This window comes from Methylobacterium nigriterrae, from assembly GCF_037106235.1.
Taxonomy (GTDB): domain Bacteria; phylum Pseudomonadota; class Alphaproteobacteria; order Rhizobiales; family Beijerinckiaceae; genus Methylobacterium; species Methylobacterium nigriterrae.
Window position 1 is genome coordinate 1 of record NZ_JBAWTG010000077.1, and the last position, 22558, is coordinate 22558.

A 22558-nucleotide genomic window follows, 5' to 3' on the forward strand; every position below is an offset into this window, starting at 1 on the left:
GCACAGCAGGATGTCAGGGCGCCCGTTCTACTCCCGCTCGAAACGGTCCCTCGGCACCGCTGGCATCAGCGCCCGGCAAGGCGGCTGCGCTGTCCCGGGAGCAGTAGCGTCGCGATCCTCGCGGTTTTCTTCGACCTCTGCGGAGGCGCAGAATTGCACTCCGACCAAGACGGCACTGAGTGCGTCGGCCTTGAGGCGGCCGCCAGTTCAGCAAGGCGTCTCCTAGGCGAACTCGCCCGGGATCGAATGCGGGGTGAGGAATACCGGACTGACGATAGTCTCCGCGCGCCTGGGGCCGCAGGATCCGCATAAGCCTTTCGTGTAAGGCACGAGACAGAGCGTTCCACGCACGGGCTGCCGCTGTGCCCAGCCAGCACCGTTCCATCGAGACGGCAAGAACGTGCAGAAGCTTACTTCTTGTTCGCCAATCTGACGGCCGCTCCAACCATGTCCTTCGTGGAAGGCGCCGCCGCAATCGTTTTGGGAACGGGCTTCTTCGGCTTTTTAGCTTCGCGGTTTCCGTGCTTCTTTTCCTTAGCCATGACAGCCTCCTTCCACAGAGGCTGCATCATCGCACGGCTCGGCGTTAATACGCACATCGAAACGTGAGGGTTGAGACTAAAGCCCCCCTCATACAGGAGACAATGACCACATTTGGGCTGGACCAGCCGCTTGCGCGTTTGACCTAGAGCAACGCACCTAGGGAGATCGCTATGGCTGGGCTTCTAGACCTGCTGGATCCAGACCAGCACGAGGAAGCTTCGCGGGCAGGCCGGGCCGAGCTGGAGGCTGCCTTGGACCGCCGGACACAGGAGGAGCGCGACGCCTTCCGGAAGGCGCTGGATCTCTACTACGCTCCACCGCCCGAAGAGGAGAGCGATCAATCCGAACTGCTGCGCCAGTCGCCGGTCCAAGCCGCATAGGTCTCGATCCGCTTGCCGCCGCAGGCGGAGCACCGGGACCGAAGGCGCTCGATCACCTAAAGGGCAACTTCTGTAGCGCGAAGCCCGTCACCAGCACGGCCGTCACCACTATGACGATGAGCACCATGCGGGTGCGTAGCTTCTCGCGTCGTCGCTCATCGCTTCTTTGGCCGCGCCAAGAGGATCGCAGCGCGCACAGTCATCCGCCTCGCTCCGGGCATCGCAGTCGTATCCCGCAGCAACGCCGTGGCTTGACGGCTCGCCTTCACGGCTGCGGCAAGATCCACCTCGTACTCCTCGCTGATCGGGAATGGCGCGGTCCTTGGGTCCGCCAGAAAGGCATCAACGGCCGCGTTCACGTCCGAGAGGCGGACCAGGGTTTGCTTCACGAGTTCGCCGACCGTCGGGGTCTCAGCCATCGGCGGAATGTCTCACTGAGGCTCGGTCCGTTTCGCTGATGGGCCTAGCGCGTCGCGGGACTATGAACACTGCCGAACCTAAAACAGTTCAAGCCAGGCGCTCGTATGCTCCGGCCGCCTAGGAGGTCCGCCCCGCTGGTGAGCTAACGTGGCCGTCTGGCCCGTCACGGCCGCGGCCTCGGCACCTTGACGAGCTGGCCTGTGCGTGGATCGAGGATCACCATAACGCTCTCCCGAACTCGTGTGAGCGACAAGTCCGCAGGCGTAAACGGGCGAAATCGCGACGGTTTCCCGGGCGTCGTTCGATGTGGTTAGAGCTCCCTTAACCCTCTGCTCCGAGGTTGGCGCCGGCCGCCCATATCATGGCCCCTCACCGCCGGACGGCCGACCCCGCCGGCTGTTCTTCCTGTCGAGCCGGCGGGGTCTCTGATCACGCCCGCAAGTCGTGGAACAGGTAGTAGCCGGTGAGCCGCATGGCCTCGCTGGCGGCCTCGGGCTGGAAGCCGGGCGGCGGCTCCGTCGTCGTTGCAACGCCGCCGAAATCCCAGGTCTCGCCATTGACGAACGTGGGCACAGGTCGATCCTGGCGCACGGCGCAGCGCAGGGCCGGTTTTCGCTTGCGGCGAAAGACATTGTAGGCCGCCGAGCGCGCCTGCATTCCATTCTCCGTCTGTGATGAGGTGCTGGGCGGCCCGTAGAGCACGGGGGCAGCCGCGGCGCATCCACCTACGGCAAAGCTCATCGGATTGGCATTGCGGAAGATGGACTCGCTTGCCATTCCGGGGCTCCAACCTGGTCGCCGTCACCGACCGCACCGCTGGCACCTTGGGAAGAAAGCCGGGTGCGGCCGGCTCCTGCACCCTGATCGCTCGGCAGGGTGCACGACGATGCTGCGCCTGCGGGTTAGGGGCGGCAATCGTTCGGAGCGAACGGAAGAAGGCGCGACAGGCCCCTATGGAGCCAACAGCAACTCGAGCCTCACGTCATTGAGGTAACGGGTCAGGCGCCTTCTCGCAGCCGGATCGGGGCCGTCGTCTGCGCAGCCGACGGGCATGACGTCGCCACACTGGCGCAGGATCGACTCCGCGGCGAGAGCAGCCTCTCGTTCACAGATGGCGCTGACTTCTCGCCTGCGCCCGTGAGCGCAGATCGTGACTCGATAGAAGGACGTGCATGGGAACGTGCAAGTCGATGGCCAGTTCGCAGGCGCCTCAGCCGGCTTGCGGCCGATGGCGCTGGTCCGCAGACTAGAGGGGAGTTCACCCTTGTGAGCGGGAATGATTGTTCATGGTGCGGATGCGCTGATCTGGGCTAGCCTTCCTCTCCTCGGGATGATCACACTGTCTTCAGCCGCTGATTGCGCAGGGTATGCATGAGTGATCGCGCCTGCAGCGCGGATGAGCCGAGTGCCATCTCGGGGGAGGGTTGGGGCAACATCCTGTGGCGGCTCGGACGCTCGCTGATCCGCGATGACATCTGGCTGCGCTCCGCAGGCGTGGCCTTCTACACCATCCTGGCTGCCGTTCCGGCCTTGGTCGTTCCCGTCTCGATCTACGGCTTGGTCGCCGATCCGGCCGCCGTACAGAACCCCATTCAGATGCTCGGCGGATTTCTGACGGTTGAGACGAGCCGCTTCTTGGCCGACCAGATGCAGGCTGTGGCAGTCAACGGCTACGATACGGTGTGATGCTCGTCTCTTTTCTGCTCGGTCGCCATTACCGTTTTAGCATCGTTACCGGTCTAGTTCTCGCCCTCATCGCTGACGCCTTCGCATTCGGGGTAATGGCGGCGTGGCCCCCTCACCACCCAGCATCATTGGCCTTGGGACGGGGATTGTGCTGGAGTCGGTTGGCTGTTCAAGCGGAGTGCAGGCATGATCGACGAAGAGGACATTGCTTCCAAGACAATGGATTCCGGGATCATCACGACCGGGATCACCCGTCGTGTCGTGACCGGCGCTCTGGCGATTGCGCCCATCGCCCTCCGTTCCGCCCGCGGCGCCGACAGCTCTTCCGATCCGTCCTTTTTCGACGGTGCCAAGCTCAGCGCTGCGTATCAGGATCGGTCGCTGTCACCGGTTGAGGTCACGAACGCGATTTTCAAACGCGTTGACGCGCTCAATTCAGCAGTGAACGCCTTCATCGTCATTGACCGAGAGGGGGCCAATGAAGCCGCAGAAGCCTCGGCGGCCCGCTGGCAGGCGGGGAAGCCGATTGGACCCCTCGATGGCATCCCCGTCACCCTCAAAGACAACATTCCCTGGGAGGGGCATCCCACACGCAAGGGCAGCCGCGTCAGCTCCGATGCGCCGACAGCGGAGAACTCACCAGCCACAGCGCGTCTGCTCGACGCTGGGGTGATCATCCTGGGGAAGACCTGCATGCCCGAATTCGGGTGGAAGGGCGTCGGGGACAGTCCGCTAACCGGACTGACGCTCAACCCCTGGAACACGCGGCTGACCACGGGAGGCTCGACGGCAGGAGGCGCTGCAGCTGCCGTGCTGAACCTCGGCGTCATGCACCTTGGCACCGACGGCGCCGGGTCCATTCGCATCCCGAGTTCGTTCTGCGGCGTGTTCGGCATCAAACCGAGCTTCGGACGGATTCCGGCGCAGCCGGCCGCCGCGACGCTCCATCTTGGTCCCGTCAGCCGCACCGTGCGCGACGCGGCCGTGTTCCTGCAGACCATTGCAGGGCACGACCCGAGGGACTTCACCTCGGCAAGCGCAACGGTTCCAGACTTTCTCAGTTCGCTCGACAAGGGAGTGAAGGGCCTGCGCGTCGCTTGGAGCCCGAGACTCGGCTACGTCGAGAACCTTGATCCGGAAGTTGAAGCCATCACCAAAAGGGCCGCAGCAGCTTTCGCTGATCTCGGGGCACATGTTGAACCGGCCGATCCGGGTTTTCCTAATCCCCGGCCGATCCTCGACCCGATCTGGTTGACCATTGCGTGGGGCACGGTCCGTGCCGTTCCGGAGTCGAAATGGAGCGAGCTGGATCCCGGCCTTCTTGCCCTGGCGATGAAGGGCCGGAACGTGCCCGCAGCCGATTACGCTGCGGCGCTCTCGGCCCGCGCGACGCTGCATGCAACCATCGCCCGGTTCAACGAAAAGTTCGACCTGCTCCTCACACCAACGCTGGCCTGTCCGGCCTTTGCAGTGGGGCACAACACGCCGCCGGGCGGTGCTTTCGGCGACGATTGGCTGAACTGGGCGCCGTACACCTTCCCCTTCAATCTCAGCTGGCATCCGGCCGCGTCGATGCCGTGCGGCTTTACAAAGGACGGTCGGCCGATCGGCCTGCAGATCGTGGGGCCGTATCTGCGGGAAGACCTGGTCTTTCGGGCGGCGCGTGCCTACGAGCAGGCAAACCCGTGGCCCTTCACCGACACGCCGAAGTCAGCCTGACACTGAGCGACGCGGCCCAGGTCGCGGGCCGTACCCTTCTCAGCCGCCCCTACACCATTTGCGTTTCGGACAGCCAAGCCGAACAGGTTTATGTGTCTGAGAGAGCGTTGTTTCCCGTTTCTCAGGATACGGCCTAAACCGGCAAGGCTACGTCACCATGCCGGTTTCCGCTCAAGCAGCTCAACGGACCCGCCACAAGGCACCGATCATCTCCGCACCGGTGACCTCCTTCGCGCCTGGCGAGAGCCGCTTGCGCTTCAACTCGAAGGTCTGGACGGCGTAGGTTGTTTTGAGCGGCATCAGCAGGTCCGCGTCGGGCCCGCTCCCCGCACCGGAACCGCATGCGTGATCTACGAGGTACCCCACATCCTGCTCGATGCGGTGACCTACCGCACGCTCGGTCGCAGCGAGGCAGGACGCGTCGTGACCCTCCACGAGGTCGCCTATCTAGGCGTGATCGAGCGGCCCTCGGACGGCTTCACGGTCCTGTCGGTTCTGAAGCCCGGTGCTTCTCGGGCTTTCAGCATCGAAGTGGGCGCCTTGCTGTCCATTTCCGCGCACGGCCGGGTCTGGCGTCCGGAGACGCACGAGCGTCGCTGGCGACTGCGCGCGGCGGAGCTTCGCGCCTTTGTGGAGGAGACGGAGCTCGAGGCGTGGGCGCGACCCTATTTCGATCCGGCCAGCGACAAGCACCATCGCAACCAGCCGGCGGGCAAGGTCGCGCGGCGGCCTCATGGGCCTGTGGAGCACGCCGCCTCGGGCTACAGGCGCGGCGGAGCCCAGCGCCTTGTCGAGGCTGCTGGGACCGACGCCATCTCACGGGCCGAGAACCCCAAGCCCGGCCTGCTCGGTAAGTTGTGGCGGGGCATCTTCCGGAAGTCATAGCGCCTGGTGGCTTCCCGCCTCCCATCGGCGGCGAACCGGATCGTCCTACTTCCGCTTTGCGCCTAATCCCGTCGTACCCGCTATCGTCTCCGCAAACCGAAGGCGGACGTTGCAACGGCCCAGGCTATAGGCCCAGGTTGCGCCAGGAGCGGGCCGTCGGCTTCATCGGCTCGAAGGTCCTGTGTGGATGGCTCCCGCATTGCAAGCGGCGAATTGAGGTTCAGACGGGTTGGTCGGGTGCAGTCTTGTGTCCGGCCTGTTGATGCAGTCGTGCATGTTGACTGCTGGCCCTGATGGTATCCGCGAACCAGATCCCACTCTGCTTTGCGGGCTATGACGCCCTGGACATTCGGCGGGGTGTCCCGGCTCCCGGTCTGACCGGTTCGCCATCAACTCTCATCGTCCTTGCAACCTGGAAAAGCGTCCTCTCCGTGCGATTAGGCGGCAGCGGCCGCTGGTGCGCGATAGGTGCCGCCCCGGGTCATGATCGCCCAGGCGACCCGGGCGGTGCGATTGGCCGCCGCAACGGTCACGACCCGCGCCGGCTTGCGCAGAAGTAGCGCCGGCAGGCGCGGGTCGACCGAAATCGGCGACGTCTTTGCGCGTCGGATCAGAGAAGTCATGCCAACCACGAGCAGGCGGCGCAGGTAGCGGTCGCCCAAGCGCGAGATCCGGCCCAGGCGCTCCTTGCCGCCGCTGCAGTTCTGGAGCGGCGTCAGCCCCAGCGAGGCGGCGAACTGCCGACCGGAGCGGAAGCGCTCGGGCTCGCTCACCGAGGCGGCCAGCGCCGTCGCCGAGACGATGCCGACACCGGGGATCGTCGCCAGGCGCTGCGACAGGTCGTTCGACCGATGCCAGGCCAGCAACTCCTTCTCCAGCCGGGTCAGCTGGATCTGCAAGGCGCCGATCTGGTCGGCCAGCCCGGTCACCACGCGCTGTGCCAGCGGCGGCACCTCGGCCGCTTCTCCGGCAGAAAGCCTGGCCGCCAGTTCGAGCGCATGCCGCAGGCCCCGCGCCATCTCGATCCCGAACTCGGCCAGCAGACCGCGGATCATGTTCACCAACTGCGTGCGTTGCTTGACCAGCAGGTCGCGCGTCCGGTGCAGCGCCAGCGCCGCCTGCTGCTCGGTCGACTTGACCGGCACGAACCGCATGCTCGGGCGCGTCACCGCCTCGCAGATGGCAGCGGCATCGTTCGCATCGGTTTTGCCTCGCTTCACATACGGCTTCACGTAAGCCGGCGGCATCAAGCGCACGTCGTGCCCGAGCTTCGTCAGTTCACGGGCCCACTGGTGCGCCGTCCCACACGCCTCCAGGCCGACCAAGCATCGCGGCAGCTTGGCGAAGAACGGAGCGACCTGCGCCCGCCTCAGCGTCGTGCGAACGGCGACCTGCCCGGCTGCATCGACGGCGTGAACCTGGAAGACGTTCTTGGCCAGATCAATGCCGACAGTGGTAATCTCCATCTGGATGGCTCCTGCATCTGCGTGGGTGCTTCGACAGCAACCACATTCTGGCACTCAGATGCCGCCGGTCGGAGCGGGAGCCATCCACATGGGGTAATCGCGGGAGCGAGTCGCCCTGATCTAGTCACGCTATGGAGGCTGCTGGCTGTTCCCCGATTTGATGGAAGTACGGGCTCACGACCGGAAGCCGGGCCCAAGCATCTGACGGAGAACAGCCATGGACGAGTATATCGGCCTCGACGTGTCGATGAAAGAGACGGCGGTTTCCATTCGGCGGAATGGCAAGCGCATCTGGCGCGGCAAGTGCGCGTCCGATCCCGCTAGTATTGGCGCCCTGCTGCGCAAGCATGCGCCCTGTGCCAAACGGGTGATCTTCGAAACTGGGCCACTGTCTGTGTGGTTCTATCACGCGCTCTGCGCACAGGGTTTTCCGGCCATTTGCATCGATGCCCGCCACGCTAAGGCTGCGCTCGACATGGCGGCAAACAAGACGGACGCCAATGACGCGGACGGGTTGGCGCATCTGGCGGAGGTCGGCTTTTATCGTGAGGTCCGCGTCAAAGGCTTCGACAGCATGTTGACCCGTACGCTGGTCGCAGCGCGAACCAGGCTGGTCAGGATCATGACCGAGCTTTCCAATCAGATCCGGGGATTGATGAAAATCTTCGGCCTGGTCGTGCCCGCCGGCAAGGGAAGCCGGTTCGAACAGCATGTCCGTGAGTTGCTGGCCGATCAGACGGGCCTCGCTGCCATCGTCCTGCCTGTCCTGGAGGCTTGGCGCAGTATACGTCTGCGTGCAACTGAGCTCGGACGTCAATTGATCGCCGGGGCACGCCGAAGCGAGGCATGCCGGCTTCTGATGTCGATCCCTGGCGTCGGGACGATGACAGCGACCGCGTTCACAACCGCAATTGAGGAGCCGAGCAACTTCAGGAAATCCCGCTCAGTGGGCGCTTGGCTTGGTCTCACAACCCGACGCTATCAGTCGGGTCAGGTCGACTACGATGGCCATATCTCCAGGCGTGGCGATCGCCACGTGCGCGGCCTGCTCTATGAAGCGGCAACGGTGATCCTCACCCGCAGCTCAGCCGAAAGCGGACTACGGACCTGGGGGCTCGCTCTCAAGGCACGGGTTGGCTTCAAGCGTGCCGCTGTCGGCGTCGCCCGCAAGTTGGCGGTTACGATGCACGCGATGCTGAAGTCTGGCGAGATGTTCGACCGCACCGCTGGAGCGGCCGCCTGATCTGACGAGTGGATCGCGTTCGCGCGCCGAGCGCACGAGGCCGTCCCTGCCGGGACGTGGGCCGAGCCATTCCGCCTGATGGGGTGCACCCGCTGTCTCAGCGAAGTGCGGCGTCCACATTGGAAGGCTCCTCCCGCGAAGCTCCATCATGCGGCGGCTCCTGCCGACCGCGAAGACGACCCTGCACCCGGCATACGCGTCCCTGCAATTGGCATACGATCGCCGCAGAAAGAGCTTGCGCTTCGGCCCGCGATTAGACGACCCCATCTGCTTTTGCCGCTGGAGTTTGCCTTCGCCCTGTTCTGGATGAAGCAGAGAGCCGCGGTCTCACGCCCCGCGATCTGCCGCCCTCAGCGACCACCTACCGGTAGGTAAGGCGCCGGCTCACAGCCAGTCGCGGCTCCCGCCGGGCCGAAATGGCAGATCCACCGCTATTCTGCCGATACCCGTTCCAATAAAATCCGGATTGCAAATTGTTTTGTATCAGTATCTGATGAAATCCGGGTGCTCAGGAAGCATATTGCCGAATGGCGTGAGCCGGCACGCCGATGTGCTGGCTGGCACCTCGGATGGGGACGAGAAGCCAAGCCGCATGACGCCGGCACAGGGAGGTGGGATGGGACGCGTGGGCGGACGAGCGGCAATCGTCACCGGCGGAGCGAAGGGGATCGGCCGCACAACCTGCGAGACCTTGCTGGCCGAGGGTGCGCACGTTTGCGCCTTCGACATCGAGCCACCGGACTCGGTGGTGATGGCAGACCTGCGCGCCGCCATGGCTCCCTGGAGTGATCGGTTCATCTACCAGCGCATCAACGTCACCAGCGAGGCCGAGGTCGATATCGGCGTCGCCGCGACGGTCGAGGCGTTCGGAACGATCGATATCCTCGTGAACAACGCTGGAAAGGGGCCTGACCCCAAGCCGCTGGAAGCGATGAGCTTGCTCGACTGGGACGACACGCTTCGCCTCAACCTCACAAGCGTGTTCCTCTGCTCGCGCGCAGTGCTTCCACACATGAAGCGGCACGGATCGGGCCGGATTATCAACATCTCCTCGCAGGCCGGCCGCAGTAAGAGCGAGGTCTCGAACCTGCCCTATGCCAGCGCCAAGGCGGCTGTTCTCGGCTTTACCCGCAACTTGGCGCATGAGGTCGGTCCGTTCGGGATCACGGTCAACGCAGTCGCGCCTGGCGTGACCCTGACAGAGCGCATCGCCGAAAAGCTTTCGCGGCGAACGGACCGCGAGGCCCTGACCGAGGTCATTCCGCTGCGCCGTTTCGGCGATGCACGGGACATTGCCGGAGCGATCCTCTTCCTAGCCTCATCGGACGCGGCCTACGTGACCGGCGCCACAATCGACGTGAACGGCGGCCGGACCATGATGTGATCGGGGGATTTACGCGTGCAAAAGTTTCGAATTATCCTCGCATTTACGCTTCTGTTCTGTATTCCAATAGGACCTGCCCGTGCGGAGCAGAGCGAGCTGCGAGTTGCTTACCAGTTCGGCCTGCTCTTCCTGCCGATCGTGGTGATGAACAAGGAAAGAATGATCGAAGACGCGGCACGTGAAGCCGGTATCAATGGGCTGAAGGTGACGTACCTGCAAATGGCGGGTGGCAGCGATATGAACGGCAGCCTCCTCTCAGGCGCGATCGACATCGGATCCGGCGGTGTTCCGCCTTTTCTGATCATCTGGTCGCGGACCCGCGGAAACGCCGATGTCAGAGGCGTAGTCGCCATGTGCTCAATGCCGATCAACCTCAACACTCGCGATCCGAACCTGAAGACGATCGCCGATCTCACGGACCACAACAAGATTGCGATGCCCGCCGCGCGGGTCTCGATCCAGGCGATCATGCTCCAGATGGCCGCCGAGAAGACATTTGGCCCCAAAGAGTTCGGACGCCTCGACTCCCTTGGGGTAGGGCTCGCCCACCCGCTGGCCATGTCAACGCTGCTCTCAGGGCGAGGAGAGGTCGATCTGCATTTCGCCTCGCCGCCGTACAATTATCAGGAACTCGAGAACCCCCAGATTCACTCGATCCTGAATTCCTATGATCTTCTCGGGAACGCCACCTTCGAGGTGCTGTGGGCAACACGCCGCTTCGTCGAGAGCAATCCGAAGCTGTATAAAGTGTTCGTTATGGCCTTCCAGCGCGCGATTGATCTAATCAATCGCGATCCGCAGCGCGCCGCCGAGATCTACCTGCGCGATTCCAAGGAGAAGCTAACGGTCGAGCAGGTGATGCGGATCCTCAAGGATCCGCAGGTCGAGTACACGACGACGCCCAAGCACATCGATCGGTACTCCGAATTTCTCTATCGCACCGGCCAGCTGAAGGTCCGGCCCGCCGGCCTCGACGATTTGTTCTTTCCGCGTCCCGACGAGGCTGGCCGTCCGGCTGAGTGAACCGGCGAAGTGAACCTTGATCTTCGACTGGGTCGGAAAGGGGGAAGGATGGAGACGGTGCGGATCGCAATTGTCGGGTGCGGCACGATCGGGAAGAGCTGGGCGAGCCTGTTCCTCGCTCACGGTTTCGAAGTTCATGCCTACGATCCGACCCCTGGGCACGAGGCGCCGCTGAGGGCGTTTGTCGCTGCCGCGACGACGAGCCTCGGCCATCCGGTCCCTGCGGATACGCGCGCCCTGCGCTGCCATCGCGAACTCGCGGAAGCCGTCGGCACGGCGCAATTCGTGCAGGAGAACGGGCCCGACGCGGAGGAGGCGAAGCGGGTTCTGCTGGCGCAGATCGATCGGCTAGTGCCTGACGACTGCGTTGTCGCGACGAGCACCTCATCGCAGTTGCGCAGCGCTATCACGGCCGATTGCCGGCATCCGGACCGGCACATCGTTGCGCATCCGTTCAACCCGCCGCACCTGATCCCTCTCGTGGAGATCCTCGGGGGTGCCGATTGGGCCGTCGAGCGTGCCGTTAATCTCTATCGTAACGTCGGGCGACACCCCATCATCATGAGGCGCGAGATGCGTGGGCATATCGCGAACCGCCTGACCTCGGCCCTGTGGCGTGAGGCGCTGTTCATCTTGCAGGAGGGCGCCGCGAGCGTCGCCGACATCGACGACGCGGTGCGCTACGGCCCTGGGCTCCGGTGGGCCGTTCTCGGGCCGTACTTGACCTATCATCTCGCCGGCGGTCCGGGAGGAATCCAGCATTTCCTCGATCACCTAGGGCCAGGCCACGTCAAGCGCTGGGCCGATCTCGGCACGCCGGTCCTCGATGCGGATCTGGTGGAGAAGGTGGTGCGAGGCGTGCGCGAAGCCGTCGGCGACCGGTCGATAGCGGAATGCGTGGAGGCGCGCGACGCGATGCTTCTCGCCCTGGCCTCACTCCAGGACAGCGAGGCGGCGCCCAGTGGCGACCGTGGCCCGCTCCAAGGCTCCCGGCCGAACTGATCGGCATCTCGACCAGAGGACAGGCGCGGCCCGAGTGTTTCTCGGAACGGCCACCATGCAGGGGACTGCGGGGATCGTCCTGAACTACATCGTCAGGAGGCCGCCATCGATGGGCAGGACCGCTCCGTTGATGAAGCCAGCCCGGTCCGAAACGAGGAAGGCGATCGCCTCGGCGATGTCGCGGGGGGTCGCGAGGCGCCGAAGCGGAATGCGCGCCGTGATCCGTTCTATCGTCCCAGCATCGAGGCTCGCATGGGTCATCGGCGTATCCGCGACGGCGGGTGCGACCGCGTTGACGCGGATCCCGAGCGGCCCGAGCTCACGGGCGAGTCCGAGGGTGAGAGCGACGATCCCAGCCTTGCTTGTTCCATAGAGGACGTTGCCGATAGAGCCGCCACCCCGCATGGCCGAGATCGACGCGACGTTGACGATGCGCCCGCTGGCCTGGGCGGCCATGATACAGGCCGCCTCGCGCAGGCAGTGCGCCGCTCCGAGGAGATTGACGTCGAGGACGTCCCGCAGATCCGCGGCAGATGATTCGAGAAACGGCTTCGTCTTCAGGAGCCCAGCATTGCAGACCAGGATGTCGAGACGCCCGCTCGTCGCTTCGATCGTCCTGAAGGCGTCCCGCACCGCTGTATCCTGTGAGACGTCGACCGTCACGGTGTGCACCTGGGCGCCCTGCTCGGCGAGCGAGGCGGCCGCGCGCGCCGCGCCTCCTCCGTCACGGTCCGCGATCCAGACGCGGCATCCCTCCTGGGCGAGGGTGGTGGCGATCGCCAGCCCGATCCCCGCGGCCCCACCGGTGACAAGGGCGACCTGCCCGTTCAGCCCAAGCTCCATCGCAACATGTCCTCAGATGGAGCGGGTCCTTTGAACCGGCCCTGCAACTGGATCCGTCGCCGCATCGACGGATATGTTCCGCCTATGCGTCTCGGGCATCAGCGCGACGCAGGCCGCGCTGATCAGGGCGACCATGACGATGTAGGCAGCAAGGTACCAGGGTGCCTGATTGCCGATGCGCAGCAATTCCGTTGCGAGGAGGGGTGTCAGTCCGCTCGCGAAGATGCCCGAGAATTGATAGACGAATGAGATGCCGGTGTAGCGGACGCGGGTATCGAAGAGCTCCGAGAACAGGGCAGCCTGCGGCCCGTAGATGAGCGGGTAGATCACTCCGAGCAGGAGGGCGATTACCAGCCAGATCAGCCCGGTCGAGCGGGTGTCCAGCAGCGCGAAGGCCGGGACGACCGCGAGCGCTATCAGGATCGCGCCACCGCCGAACACGAGCCGCCGGCCGAACCGGTCCGACAGCATGCCGCAGACCGGCAGCATCGCGATCATGATGGCTGAGGCCAGTATGACCGCCGTGAGAGCGGTTTGCCGCGGCAGGCCGAGGACGGTGGTGACATAGGCGATCGAGAAGACACCGAACGTGTTGAAGGTGACGCCCTCGATGAACCGAGCGCCGAGCCCGAGGAAGATGTTGCGGCGATGGCTGCGCAGCAGCTCGAGGAACGGCACCTTCACCTCGCTGCCGGTCTCCTTGATCTGTGCAAAGGCCGGCGTCTCGAGAATGGTCAGCCGGATGTATAATCCCACCGCGACGAGGATCGCGCTGAAGAGAAAGGCGATGCGCCAACCCCAATCCAGGAAGGCCTGATCCGGCATCATGGAGAGAAGGGCGACGATGCCGGAACTGAGGAGGAGACCGGCTGGAACACCGATCTGCGGCCAGCTGCCGTAAAAGCCGCGCTTGCCCTCCGGCGAATGCTCGACCGCCATGAGAACGGCACCGCCCCATTCACCTCCGATCCCGAGTCCCTGCAACACCCGCAGCACAAGGAGCAGCAGGGGGGCCCAGACGCCGACGGACTGATAGGTCGGCAGGATGCCGATGAGGAAGGTCGCGACCCCCATGATCAACAGGGTCAAGACCAGGACGGCCTTGCGACCGATACGGTCGCCGTAATGGCCGAAGATGATACCCCCGACGGGCCGGGAGACGAAACCGACGAAGAAGGTCGCGTAGGCCAGAAGCGTCCCGACCAGGGGATCGAAGTTGGGGAAGAACAGCTTGTTGAACACTAGCGGCGTGACGACACCGTAGAGGAAGAAGTCGTACCATTCGATCGTGGCGCCGATGCAGCTCGCGAATGCGACCCTGCGGATGGAATTCGGATGCGTGGCTTCGACAGGCATGATCAGGACGTTCCTCTCCGGCAGGTTCGGCTCAGCTCGTGGAGCGCTCTGCGCCGAAGTGGAAACAGGTGCGACGCCGGAGTCCGCGCCGAATCCCAGGCCTTGCGCACGGCTTGAGTGCAGCGCGATCTGGCAGGGTTCCAAGGCGTCCGAGCAGGCGAGCCCATCTTCAGACCGCCGGTAGAGACAGGATCTGCCGCGCCTCGGTCGCCGTAGCAGCACGGCGTCCATAGCGGCCGGCTATTTCCGCGACGCGGGCCACGAGCTCGGCATTGCTGCGGGCGAGACGCGTCTTGTCAAAGCGCAGATTGTCCTCAAGACCGGTCCTGCAATGACCGCCGAGCTCGAGGCACCATTCGTTCATCGGGAGCTGCGCCCGCCCGATCCCCGCGCCGGTCCAGGTTGCGTTTGGCATGATCTCCTTCAGCTCGGAGACGAGGAATTCGAGCAGAGAGCGGCGCGGCGGCATGGCGTTGGGCACGCCCATGACGAACTGGACATGCGCTGGTGCCTTGAGCAGCCCGCGATCGTGGAGTGCCTTGGCATTGTAGAGCATCGCCGCGTCGAAGACCTCGATCTCCGGCTTCACGTCGTGCTCAAGCATGCTCCGGGCGAGCTCCTCGACGAGCTGCGGCGGGTTCTCATAGATCTGATTCGGGAAGTTGACCGAGCCCGTGGACAGCGATGCCATGTCCGGCCGGAGCAGCACGCAGCGCCCGCGCTCGGCCTGGCTGCGGCCGCGACCGCCCGTCGAGTGCTGGACGATCATATCCGGGCAGTGCTTGCGTACGCCTTCCTGCACTTCGGCGAATAGTTCCGGGTCGGAACTCGGGCTTTCGTCGGTGTTGCGGACGTGGATATGGGCGATGGTGGCGCCAGCCTCGTAGGCCTCGTGGATCGATTCCACCTGTTCGGCCGGCCGCACCGGGACGGCAGGCGAATCCGCCTTTCGGGGAAGGGCTCCGGTGATTGCCACCGTGATGATGACGGGCTGGGTCACGCTGGGTCCTCGAGGGTCAGCCCGTCACCGGGCGTGCTGGACGAAGTGGAAGCTGCGGATGTCCGGTCGCGCGGCAACTTCCTTCAGGAGCGTCGCGAGCGGCGTGTCGGCGAGGGGGTATTCGGTCCGGATCGGGCCGGCTTCGCTGAGAGCGCGGCACTCGGATTCTGGATAGAAGGCCGCTAGAAGAAGGTCGTCGTCGGAGGCGAAGGGCCCACGCTCGCGGCGCAGGGTCGAGATGCCTGGGGCGAGCAATTCCCCGGGCCGCTCCGTCACCGGCTCGGCACCGCGGGTGACGCGGTCGAGCACCTCGGGATCGATCGGGCCCGCGATCTCGCCGTAGTGGCCGAGGACGTACTTCCGCACCTCGTCCGGGACCGTCGCGTAGCGCTCCTCACCCATCACGTTCAGGACCGCCTGGGTCATCACGAATTGCGCGAACGGGCTGACGATGATCGGATAGCCGAGATCCCGGCGCACGCGCGCCGCCTCCTCGAGAACGGCCGGCAGCTTATGCTCGAGACCGAGCGTTGCGAGCTGCGAGCGGATGTTGGAGATCATCCCGCCCGGCATCTGGTGCTCGGCGTGAAACGCATCGAACTCCGCGATCGCGCCAAGGGGCTTGTCCTCGCGTCGGGCGATGTAGCGCAGGCGCTCGGCGACCTCCTCGACACAGGTCAGGTCGAGGGGCACGTCGAAGCCCATCCGGCGGGCGTTGGCCACGAACTGCTCGGTTGCCGGATGCGAGGCGCCGTTGGCCAGCGTCGAGGTCGCCGTGTGGACGACATCGACGCCGAGGGCGACAGCCTGCACGGCGTTGTAGGGCGCTAAGCCCGTCAGGCAGTGCGAGTGCAGCTGAAGCGGGAGTGCACCACAGGCCTGCTTGATCGCCGGAACGAGAGTGGCGATGCGCTCCGGCGTCAGCAGCCCGCTCGCGTCCTTCAGGTAGATCGCATCGACGCCGAGCGCGATCAGTTCGTGCGTCTTGCGGGCATAATATTCGTCCGTATGGACCGGGCTCACCGTGAAGACCACGCCACCGGCTGTATAGAGCCCGACTCGTTTCGCCGCCTGGACCGGGACCACCATGTTGCGCATGTCGTTCAGCGCGTCATAGGGCGTGTGGTACCGGATGCCGTTGGCGAAGATGCGCTCGGCGGTGAGGGCGACGATGTCGTCAGGGAAGAACTCGAAGGTGAAGAGACTTTGGCTCCGTGTCATCACGATGAGCGGCGTCCGCTTCACCCAGCCACTGAGGATCCGCATGCGTTCCCAGGGATTCTCGCGCAGGTAGCGGACGCAGACATCGAAGACCGCGCCGCCGGCGAGGTCGATCGCCTCGAAACCCGCATCGTCGAGACGGGGAGCGAGCTGCGCCATCATGGCGGTCGTCATTCGGGTCGCCCACAGGCACTGATGGGCGTCCCGGAGCGTCACGTCGATCAGGCGTATCGATCGTCCCGACATCAAGCGGCCTCGCGCGGCAGGAACGTGTTCTCGACCCAGCGGGTATGGACGCGGCCTTCGAGAAAATCAGGATCGTCGATCAGCGCCGCGTGGAAGGGGATCGTCGTCGGCACGCCCGTGACGCGGAAACGCCGTAGGGCTCCGCGCGCCGTCGCGAGCGCCTCCGCGCGCGATGCGCCGGTAACGATCAGCTTGGCCAGCATCGAATCGTAGTGGGGCGGGATGCGGTAGCCCTCGTAGACATGGCTGTCGAGGCGGATTTCCGGACCAACGGGAGGTGCCCAGCTCGCGAGGGTGCCGGGCACCGGCCGGAAGTCCTGGGCGGGGTCCTCGGCATTGATCCGGAACTCGATAACGCATCGCCCGTCGGGCTCGAGCGGGATGCCGAACGACAGGCGCTCGCCGCTTGCCACACGGAATTGTTCGGTCACGAGGTCCGTCCCGGTGAGCATCTCGGTGACGGGATGCTCGACCTGGATGCGGGTGTTCATCTCGATGAAGAAGAAGGACCCGCTCTCTACATCATAGATGAACTCGACCGTGCCGGCGTTCCGGTAGCGCAGGCCTCGCACGAGGGCGAGGGCTGCCGCCGCCATCGCCCTGCGGGTATCCGGCGGCAGCACGGGAGAAGGCGCCTCCTCGACGAGCTTCTGGTGACGACGCTGGACGCTGCAATCCCGCTCCCAGAGATGGACGGCATTGCCGTGCCCGTCACCGAAGACCTGGATCTCGATGTGCCGGACGGCCGGAAAGAAGCGCTCGAGGTAGATCTCTGGCAGCCCGAACGCGGCTTCGGCCTCCGCGGTTGCCTGGTCGAACCGGGCCTGGAAGGCATCGTGACTTTCGGCGACGCGCATGCCGCGGCCGCCGCCGCCACCGCTTGCCTTGAGGAGAAGCGGATAGCCGATCTCCCGCGCCCTCATCGCTGCATCCGCCGCGCGTAGGTACCCGCCCTCGGAACCGGGCACCACTGGAATGCCAAGGGAGGCCGCCGTGCGGCGGGCGGCGACCTTGTCGCCCATCAGTGCGATGGATTCCGCGTCGGGGCCTACGAAAGTCAGGCCAGCGCTCGTGCACGCCTCGGCGAAACTGCTCTTCTCCGACAGGAACCCGTAGCCCGGATAGACCGCGTCGCAGCCTGTGTTCTCGGCCACCGCGATCAGCGCGTCACCGAGGAGATAGCTCGCCTTGGCCGGGGGTGGACCTATGCAGATCGTCCTGTCGGCTGCCCAGACATGGGCTGCGTTCCGATCTGCCGAGGAATGGACGGCAACGGTCTCGAGGCCCAGGCCGCGACAGGCGCGGATCGCTCGCAGGGCAATCTCGCCACGATTGGCGATCAACACGCGCCTCACGCAACCTCCTCGAACTTTAATGCCACATTAGGCCGCCACAACAGATGGCCTCGAAAAATTTCGGATTGCAAGATTTTTCGTATCGGGTTTTGATAGGGCATGTCGAAGAAGAGAAATATGTTTCCGCTTGGCGGATCCTCGGACGACGCGACGCTGGCCACTGTGCCACCGACCGTGACACGTCTGGATGGTGCAGCGAGCGCCATCTCGGCTCTCAAGCCCTTCACCTTCCTGGAGGCAATCGCGCAGGCGGGCAGGCCCCTCAGTGTCTCCGAGATGAGTGCACTCCTAAATGTGCCCCAGCCAACCGCACATCGGATCGTGCACGGATTGGAGAGCGAGGGATTCTTGGAGCGGGAGGCCGGGAGCCGGCGCTACGCCCCCGGCTCACGTCTCGTCCGATTGAGTGTCGGCGTGGTGGGCACCTCGGCCCGGGCGGCTCCGCGCCGCGCCATTCTCGAGGCCCTATCGAATGCGATCGGGGAGACTTGCAACTTCGGCATCCGCGTCGGCAATCACCTGATGTACCTCGATCGCGTCGAGGCGGCATGGCCCTTCGGCCTGCGCTTCGAACCGGGCTCACGCGTGCCCTTGCACTGCACGTCGATGGGCAAGCTGTTTCTCAGCGCGATGACACCCACTCAACGAAAGCGGCTGCTCAACGCCGCCGCGCTCCAATTCTATACCGAGCGGACCATCACAGACCCGGACCTGCTCGAAGCGGAGCTGTTGAAGATTCGGGAGGCGGGCTTCTCGATAGACAATCAGGAATTCTTGGCCGGCGTGGTCTGTGTTGCGGTGCCGGTTCTGGCCGCCAACGGCAGCGTCGCGGCGGCTCTGGCCATCTCCGCCCCCCTAGCGCGCATGTCGCTCTCGCGAGCCACGCAATGCGTGCCGCTCCTGAGAAACGCTGCGGAGCAGATGGCTGAGACATTCGGCGACTCGGATCTCGATGGCCTCGCCGTCCCAGGACAGCAGCGGGTGGGACAATGACTTTGCGCTACGATCAGGTCGCCGACCTCATCAAGATCGTCGATTCGAGCGCCTGCGAGGAGCTCATCCTAGAGACGGCAGATCTCAAGCTGGTCGTGCGGCGCGGCCGGGCGGGCGCACCGGAACCCGCTTCACCTGCGCCGATCTCGGCATCGAGCCCGACCGATCGCGCCTCGACCGGCTCAACAGCGCCGCCTGCGACGGCAAGCCCCGCGCCTCCGGCTTCGCCTACTGCAGCAGCGGCCAAGGCTGGCGGTCACGAAGTGCGCGCGCCGATGGTGGGGACGTTCTATCGCGCGCCTTCGCCCGACGCGCCGCCCTTCGTCGAGGTTGGCAGCGTAATCGGTCAGGGACAGCCCCTGTGCGTCATCGAAGTGATGAAGCTGTTCACGACGATCTATGCCGATCGCGCGGGAACGATCTCCGATATTCCTGCAAAGAACGGAGAATTTGTTGAATTCGATCAGGTCATGTTCGTAATTCAGGCCCCCTGACTGCGACCGAAAGGCTGAGATAGCCAAGTCCCGACAGTGCCCGTCCGCACGCTGGCCAAAATATCCGTCATCAGGAGAAGACGTCATGTACGAGCGGATGCGCCGAGCCGTTTACATAGCGGTCATAGCGTCAGGCGCGGCCTTCGCGACGCCGGCAGCGGCTGAGGAGCAGCTCAATTCCACGGCCTGGGGCTGGCCACAGCCCTATGAGCAGGTCTCCGCCAAATCGGTCGATTGGCTAAAGCAGAAGGGCTGGTGGCCCCTGGCTTTCGCCTGGCAGGCGCCCTTTTCTGGTCAGAACACGATCAACGTCGTCCTATCGAAGTCCGATTTCCTGGCCAAGCGCGGCCTGGAAACAAAATTTCAGGCCTTCGCCTCGGGTCCGGACGTGAACGAGGCGATCGCGGCGGGGCGCATGCAGGTCGGCAACGGGGGTAATTTTCCCTTCACCTCGCTGCTCGACCGGGGCATCCCGGTGAAGGCCCTCGCCGTGGTGGCGCCGAACCTCAAGCATTCGGCGGTCGCTCCGAAGGACAGCCCCCTCAAGAGCCTCGCCGATTTGAAGGGCAGCAATCCTGCTGCCACGATTGGAATCGTGACGGGCTCCTCATCGGAATTCTACTTCACGCAGGCTGCCGAAGTGCTGGGCATCCAGATCGGCAAGGACGTCATTCTGAAGAACATGCCGCCATCCGAGCAGATCACGATGGCGCGCGGCATTGCCGCGGTAATCCCCTGGGAGCCGTCGGTGACGATCATGACCGAGGAGCGCAAGAACGGGAAGGAGATCGATGCGATCTTTCCCTATAACTTCTATGAGGGTCGCTTCTACGTCCGTCAGGAACTGATCGATAACGTCCCGGACGTCGTCCAAGCCATCAGCGACAGTTTCGTCGAGGCGACCTTGTGGATACGCCTCTATCCCGAAAAGGCAGCTGACATGCTCGCGGCCGAGCCGCTGCTGCGCAATTACGGGCGCGACCTCCTGCTGCAGCAGACGAAGCTCTATAACAACCTCTACAAACCCACCGCCAGCTTTCCGTTCGCAGCGTTCTGGGGCGAGGAGGATTCTCGTATCGCCAAGTGGCTGAAGGACCGTAACCGCATCGTCCGTCCCCTGGACGGGAACGCCTACTCGCAATCTTTCGCGCCGGAATTCATGACGGCAACCTATGCGAAGCTGGGCTGGGCCGTGCCGAAGCGGCCACCTTTCATCCCTGCAAATTGGGGCGGCAAGATTGGGCAGTTGCCCTATCCGGCCTATCCGAACGCGAGCACGCTCACCGCCCCCCAGCCGTGGCCCGAGCCCGGCGATCTAACGCGGCCTTGGTCCTTCGATGGAAAGGTCTTCCGGCCATGAATGCCTGCGCGAGCCTCACGTGACGGCGGCACAACGACCGCGCCCTTCATCCGTTCCGACAACCCTGGGACATCGCGGAGTTCAGCCGATGCGCCTCCAAGACCCAACCTCGACTCTGCAGGGGCCCTTGCCGGCTTCGGCTCGGTCGGAAGGGGTTGGCGCTCCACATCCGGGCTCGCGCCAGCCCGGTGCCGTCGCACGTGGCCTGATGTCGATCCTGCTGTACCTGCCGAACCTCGCGACCACAGCGGTGCTTTTTGTCGTCTGGGAACTGGTCGCGCGGTACTGGCTGCCGCGTTCTGATCCCTATCTCGCGGTGCTGATGCCCGCCCCGAGCCTCGTCCTGAGAAGCGGCTGGACGATGATCGCTTCAGGAGAGCTGGGCTTCCATCTTCTGACGAGCCTGAAGCGCGAGGCCGTGGCCTTCGCTTTCGCCCTGTCGGCCATCCCGATCGGCCTGATTATGGGCTGGTCCCGCCTCGCGCGGGCCCAGCTCGATCCGATCATCGAGATCCTCCGTCCAATTCCCCCTTTAGCGTGGATCCCGCTGAGTATCCTGTGGTTCGGCGTCGGCGACGAGCAGAACCAGTTCATCATCTTCCTGGGGATGTTCTTCCCGATTCTGATCAACACGATCGAGGGTGTGCGGACCGTCGACCGGAATCTGATCCGCGCTGCGAGGAGCCTCGGCGCACCCGAACGGAGCGTCCTGTGGCGCATCGTCCTGCGGGCCGCAACGCCGCAGATCGTGACCGGCATCCGGATCGGGCTCGGCTTCGGCTGGATGGCCCTCGTCGCGGCCGAGCTGGTCGGCGCGAATTCCGGGCTGGGCTTCCTGATCAACGACGCGCGCAGCGTCCTGCGGACCGACATCATCACGGTCGGCATGCTGACAATCGGCTTCACCGGGCTCGTGATCGACGTCGCGATCCGTTTCGCCATGAAGTGGTTCCTGCCCTGGTCCGTTTCGTCGAAGTGAGAGGGAACGCGCGATGGGACATCTCTCGGTCAGGGGCGTGACGAAGGTCTATGGCGAGGCGGGGACGCCGGAAGCCGTCATCGCCCTTCACGACGTGAGCCTCGAGATCGAGGACCACACCTTCTGCGCGATACTGGGCCATAGCGGCTGCGGGAAGACCACCCTGCTGAGCATGACGGCCGGGTTCGAACAGCCGACCTCCGGCGACTTGCTGATGGCCGGCCGTGCCATCGTGCGGCCGGGCTGGCAGAACACCATCGTCTTCCAGGACTATGCCCTGTTCCCCTGGATGACGGTCGAGGAGAACATCGCCTTCGGCCCGCAGATGAAAGGCGTGCCAAAAGATGAGAGGCGCGTGGCGGTGCGCCGCCATATCGAGCTCGTCGGGCTCGCTGGCTTCGAACGCAAGCGCCCCCACGAATTGTCCGGGGGCATGCGCCAGCGTGTGGCGATCGCCCGGGCCCTCGTCGTGCAGCCGGAGATCCTGCTGATGGACGAGCCGTTCGGCGCGCTGGACGCGCAGACTCGGAGCATGATGCAGAACGAGCTCATCCGCATCTGGCAGCGCGAACCCAAGACCGTGATGCTCGTCACGCACAGCATCGACGAGGCGATCCGGCTCGCGGACCGGGTCGTCGTGATGACGCGGCGGCCGGGTCGGGTGAAGGCCGTAATCGACGTGGCGCTGCCGCGCCCGCGCGACGAGGACGATCCGCGCTACCTGACTCTCAGGCGTCAACTGCGCGAGTTGATCCACGACGAGCATGAGGCAGCCGCATGAGCGCGGTCGGCTCATCACGAGAAGCCGGGCCATCTCGAGTGGGACTGGTGGAACGGCACCCGCCATTCCGACCGGATTTCATCCGCCACGACTGGAGCGTGGCCGAGATCCAGGCGATCCACGACCTGCCGCTCCTCGACCTCGTGTTCCGGGCGGCCGAGGTGCACCGCGCGCACAAC

General features: G+C 64.7%; 23 protein-coding genes and 1 pseudogene. 15 read left to right on the top strand and 9 right to left on the bottom strand.

Annotated features, from left to right (window positions below; all coding sequences use genetic code 11):
• The first annotated feature begins 114 nt into the window (after positions 1–114).
• Positions 115–312 (top strand): DUF6894 family protein, encoded by a 198-nt coding sequence (locus WDW90_RS40850; RefSeq protein WP_431311124.1) that lies wholly within the window; start codon positions 115–117, stop codon positions 310–312.
• A 98-nt stretch (positions 313–410) separates the two neighbouring features.
• On the opposite strand, the gene WDW90_RS25915 is transcribed toward WDW90_RS40850, so the two are convergent.
• A complete protein-coding gene (locus WDW90_RS25915; protein ID WP_336490386.1) occupies positions 411–542 on the bottom strand; it encodes a hypothetical protein in 132 nt (43 codons plus the stop codon).
• Between the two features lie 171 nt (positions 543–713).
• Between WDW90_RS25915 and WDW90_RS25920 the strand changes: the two genes are divergently transcribed.
• Positions 714–923: a hypothetical protein gene (locus WDW90_RS25920; protein WP_336490387.1), complete on the top strand. Its 210-nt coding sequence runs from the start codon at positions 714–716 to the stop codon at positions 921–923.
• A 155-nt stretch (positions 924–1078) separates the two neighbouring features.
• On the opposite strand, the gene WDW90_RS25925 is transcribed toward WDW90_RS25920, so the two are convergent.
• Together WDW90_RS25925 and WDW90_RS25930 are read right to left on the bottom strand one after the other, a co-directional pair.
• Entirely contained in the window at positions 1079–1342 is a 264-nt protein-coding gene (locus tag WDW90_RS25925) for a hypothetical protein (RefSeq protein WP_336490388.1), read from the bottom strand.
• Between the two features lie 430 nt (positions 1343–1772).
• Positions 1773–2000, bottom strand: a complete 228-nt coding sequence (locus WDW90_RS25930; RefSeq protein WP_336490389.1) for a hypothetical protein — start codon at positions 1998–2000, stop codon at positions 1773–1775.
• Positions 2001–2714: 714 nt separating this feature from the next.
• Between WDW90_RS25930 and WDW90_RS25935 the strand changes: the two genes are divergently transcribed.
• The 3 genes from WDW90_RS25935 (at position 2715) to WDW90_RS25945 (ending at position 5633) form a co-directional block, all read left to right on the top strand.
• Positions 2715–3029, top strand: coding sequence for a YhjD/YihY/BrkB family envelope integrity protein (locus WDW90_RS25935; protein WP_336490391.1), 315 nt, complete (start codon positions 2715–2717; stop codon positions 3027–3029).
• Positions 3030–3215: 186 nt separating this feature from the next.
• Positions 3216–4748: an amidase gene (locus WDW90_RS25940; RefSeq protein ID WP_336490392.1), complete on the top strand. Its 1533-nt coding sequence runs from the start codon at positions 3216–3218 to the stop codon at positions 4746–4748.
• Positions 4749–5093: 345 nt separating this feature from the next.
• Positions 5094–5633 carry a hypothetical protein gene (locus tag WDW90_RS25945; protein WP_336490393.1) on the top strand — a complete coding sequence of 180 codons (540 nt, stop codon included), beginning with the start codon at positions 5094–5096 and terminating at the stop codon, positions 5631–5633.
• A 437-nt stretch (positions 5634–6070) separates the two neighbouring features.
• Here WDW90_RS25945 and WDW90_RS25950 read toward each other — a convergent pair whose 3' ends face one another.
• On the bottom strand, positions 6071–7099 hold the full coding sequence (locus WDW90_RS25950; protein ID WP_336490394.1) for an IS110 family RNA-guided transposase: 1029 nt from the start codon (positions 7097–7099) through the stop codon (positions 6071–6073).
• 217 nt (positions 7100–7316) lie between these two features.
• On the opposite strand from WDW90_RS25950, the gene WDW90_RS25955 reads away from it, so the two are divergent.
• The 4 genes from WDW90_RS25955 to WDW90_RS25970 all read left to right on the top strand — a co-directional run bounded on the left by WDW90_RS25955 (position 7317) and on the right by WDW90_RS25970 (position 11751).
• Positions 7317–8342: an IS110 family RNA-guided transposase gene (locus WDW90_RS25955; protein ID WP_336490395.1), complete on the top strand. Its 1026-nt coding sequence runs from the start codon at positions 7317–7319 to the stop codon at positions 8340–8342.
• Between the two features lie 478 nt (positions 8343–8820).
• Positions 8821–9726 carry an SDR family NAD(P)-dependent oxidoreductase gene (locus tag WDW90_RS25960; protein WP_336490396.1) on the top strand — a complete coding sequence of 302 codons (906 nt, stop codon included), beginning with the start codon at positions 8821–8823 and terminating at the stop codon, positions 9724–9726.
• Between the two features lie 15 nt (positions 9727–9741).
• Complete coding sequence (locus WDW90_RS25965) at positions 9742–10749, top strand: ABC transporter substrate-binding protein (protein ID WP_336490397.1); 1008 nt, start codon at positions 9742–9744, stop codon at positions 10747–10749.
• 48 nt (positions 10750–10797) lie between these two features.
• Positions 10798–11751 (top strand): 3-hydroxyacyl-CoA dehydrogenase NAD-binding domain-containing protein, encoded by a 954-nt coding sequence (locus WDW90_RS25970; protein ID WP_431311123.1) that lies wholly within the window; start codon positions 10798–10800, stop codon positions 11749–11751.
• An 84-nt stretch (positions 11752–11835) separates the two neighbouring features.
• Here WDW90_RS25970 and WDW90_RS25975 read toward each other — a convergent pair whose 3' ends face one another.
• The 5 genes from WDW90_RS25975 to WDW90_RS25995 all read right to left on the bottom strand — a co-directional run bounded on the left by WDW90_RS25975 (position 11836) and on the right by WDW90_RS25995 (position 17772).
• Complete coding sequence (locus WDW90_RS25975; RefSeq protein WP_336490399.1) at positions 11836–12594, bottom strand: SDR family NAD(P)-dependent oxidoreductase; 759 nt, start codon at positions 12592–12594, stop codon at positions 11836–11838.
• 12 nt (positions 12595–12606) lie between these two features.
• Positions 12607–13950, bottom strand: a complete 1344-nt coding sequence (locus WDW90_RS25980) for an MFS transporter (protein WP_336490400.1) — start codon at positions 13948–13950, stop codon at positions 12607–12609.
• A 169-nt stretch (positions 13951–14119) separates the two neighbouring features.
• Positions 14120–14950 (bottom strand): 3-oxoadipate:acetyl-CoA acetyltransferase, encoded by an 831-nt coding sequence (locus WDW90_RS25985; protein WP_336490401.1) that lies wholly within the window; start codon positions 14948–14950, stop codon positions 14120–14122.
• A gap of 24 nt (positions 14951–14974) precedes the next feature.
• A complete protein-coding gene (locus WDW90_RS25990) occupies positions 14975–16417 on the bottom strand; it encodes a pyruvate carboxylase subunit B (RefSeq protein ID WP_336490402.1) in 1443 nt (480 codons plus the stop codon).
• Positions 16417–17772, bottom strand: coding sequence for an acetyl-CoA carboxylase biotin carboxylase subunit (locus WDW90_RS25995; RefSeq protein WP_336490404.1), 1356 nt, complete (start codon positions 17770–17772; stop codon positions 16417–16419). Before WDW90_RS25995 ends, WDW90_RS25990 begins: the two co-directional genes overlap by 1 nt.
• Before the next feature lie 99 nt (positions 17773–17871).
• On the opposite strand from WDW90_RS25995, the gene WDW90_RS26000 reads away from it, so the two are divergent.
• From WDW90_RS26000 to WDW90_RS40855, 6 genes and pseudogenes are all read left to right on the top strand, one after another.
• Positions 17872–18765: an IclR family transcriptional regulator gene (locus WDW90_RS26000; RefSeq protein WP_336490405.1), complete on the top strand. Its 894-nt coding sequence runs from the start codon at positions 17872–17874 to the stop codon at positions 18763–18765.
• A gap of 2 nt (positions 18766–18767) precedes the next feature.
• Positions 18768–19259, top strand: coding sequence for an acetyl-CoA carboxylase biotin carboxyl carrier protein (accB, locus tag WDW90_RS26005; protein WP_336490406.1), 492 nt, complete (start codon positions 18768–18770; stop codon positions 19257–19259).
• An 85-nt stretch (positions 19260–19344) separates the two neighbouring features.
• Positions 19345–20619, top strand: a complete 1275-nt coding sequence (locus tag WDW90_RS26010; RefSeq protein WP_336490407.1) for an ABC transporter substrate-binding protein — start codon at positions 19345–19347, stop codon at positions 20617–20619.
• 208 nt (positions 20620–20827) lie between these two features.
• Positions 20828–21598, top strand: a complete 771-nt coding sequence (locus WDW90_RS26015) for an ABC transporter permease (protein WP_336490408.1) — start codon at positions 20828–20830, stop codon at positions 21596–21598.
• Positions 21599–21611: 13 nt separating this feature from the next.
• Complete coding sequence (locus WDW90_RS26020) at positions 21612–22379, top strand: ABC transporter ATP-binding protein (RefSeq protein ID WP_336490410.1); 768 nt, start codon at positions 21612–21614, stop codon at positions 22377–22379.
• A pseudogene (locus WDW90_RS40855) lies at positions 22376–22558 on the top strand (hypothetical protein); the annotation flags it as partial. The gene WDW90_RS26020 and the pseudogene WDW90_RS40855, both read left to right, overlap by 4 nt.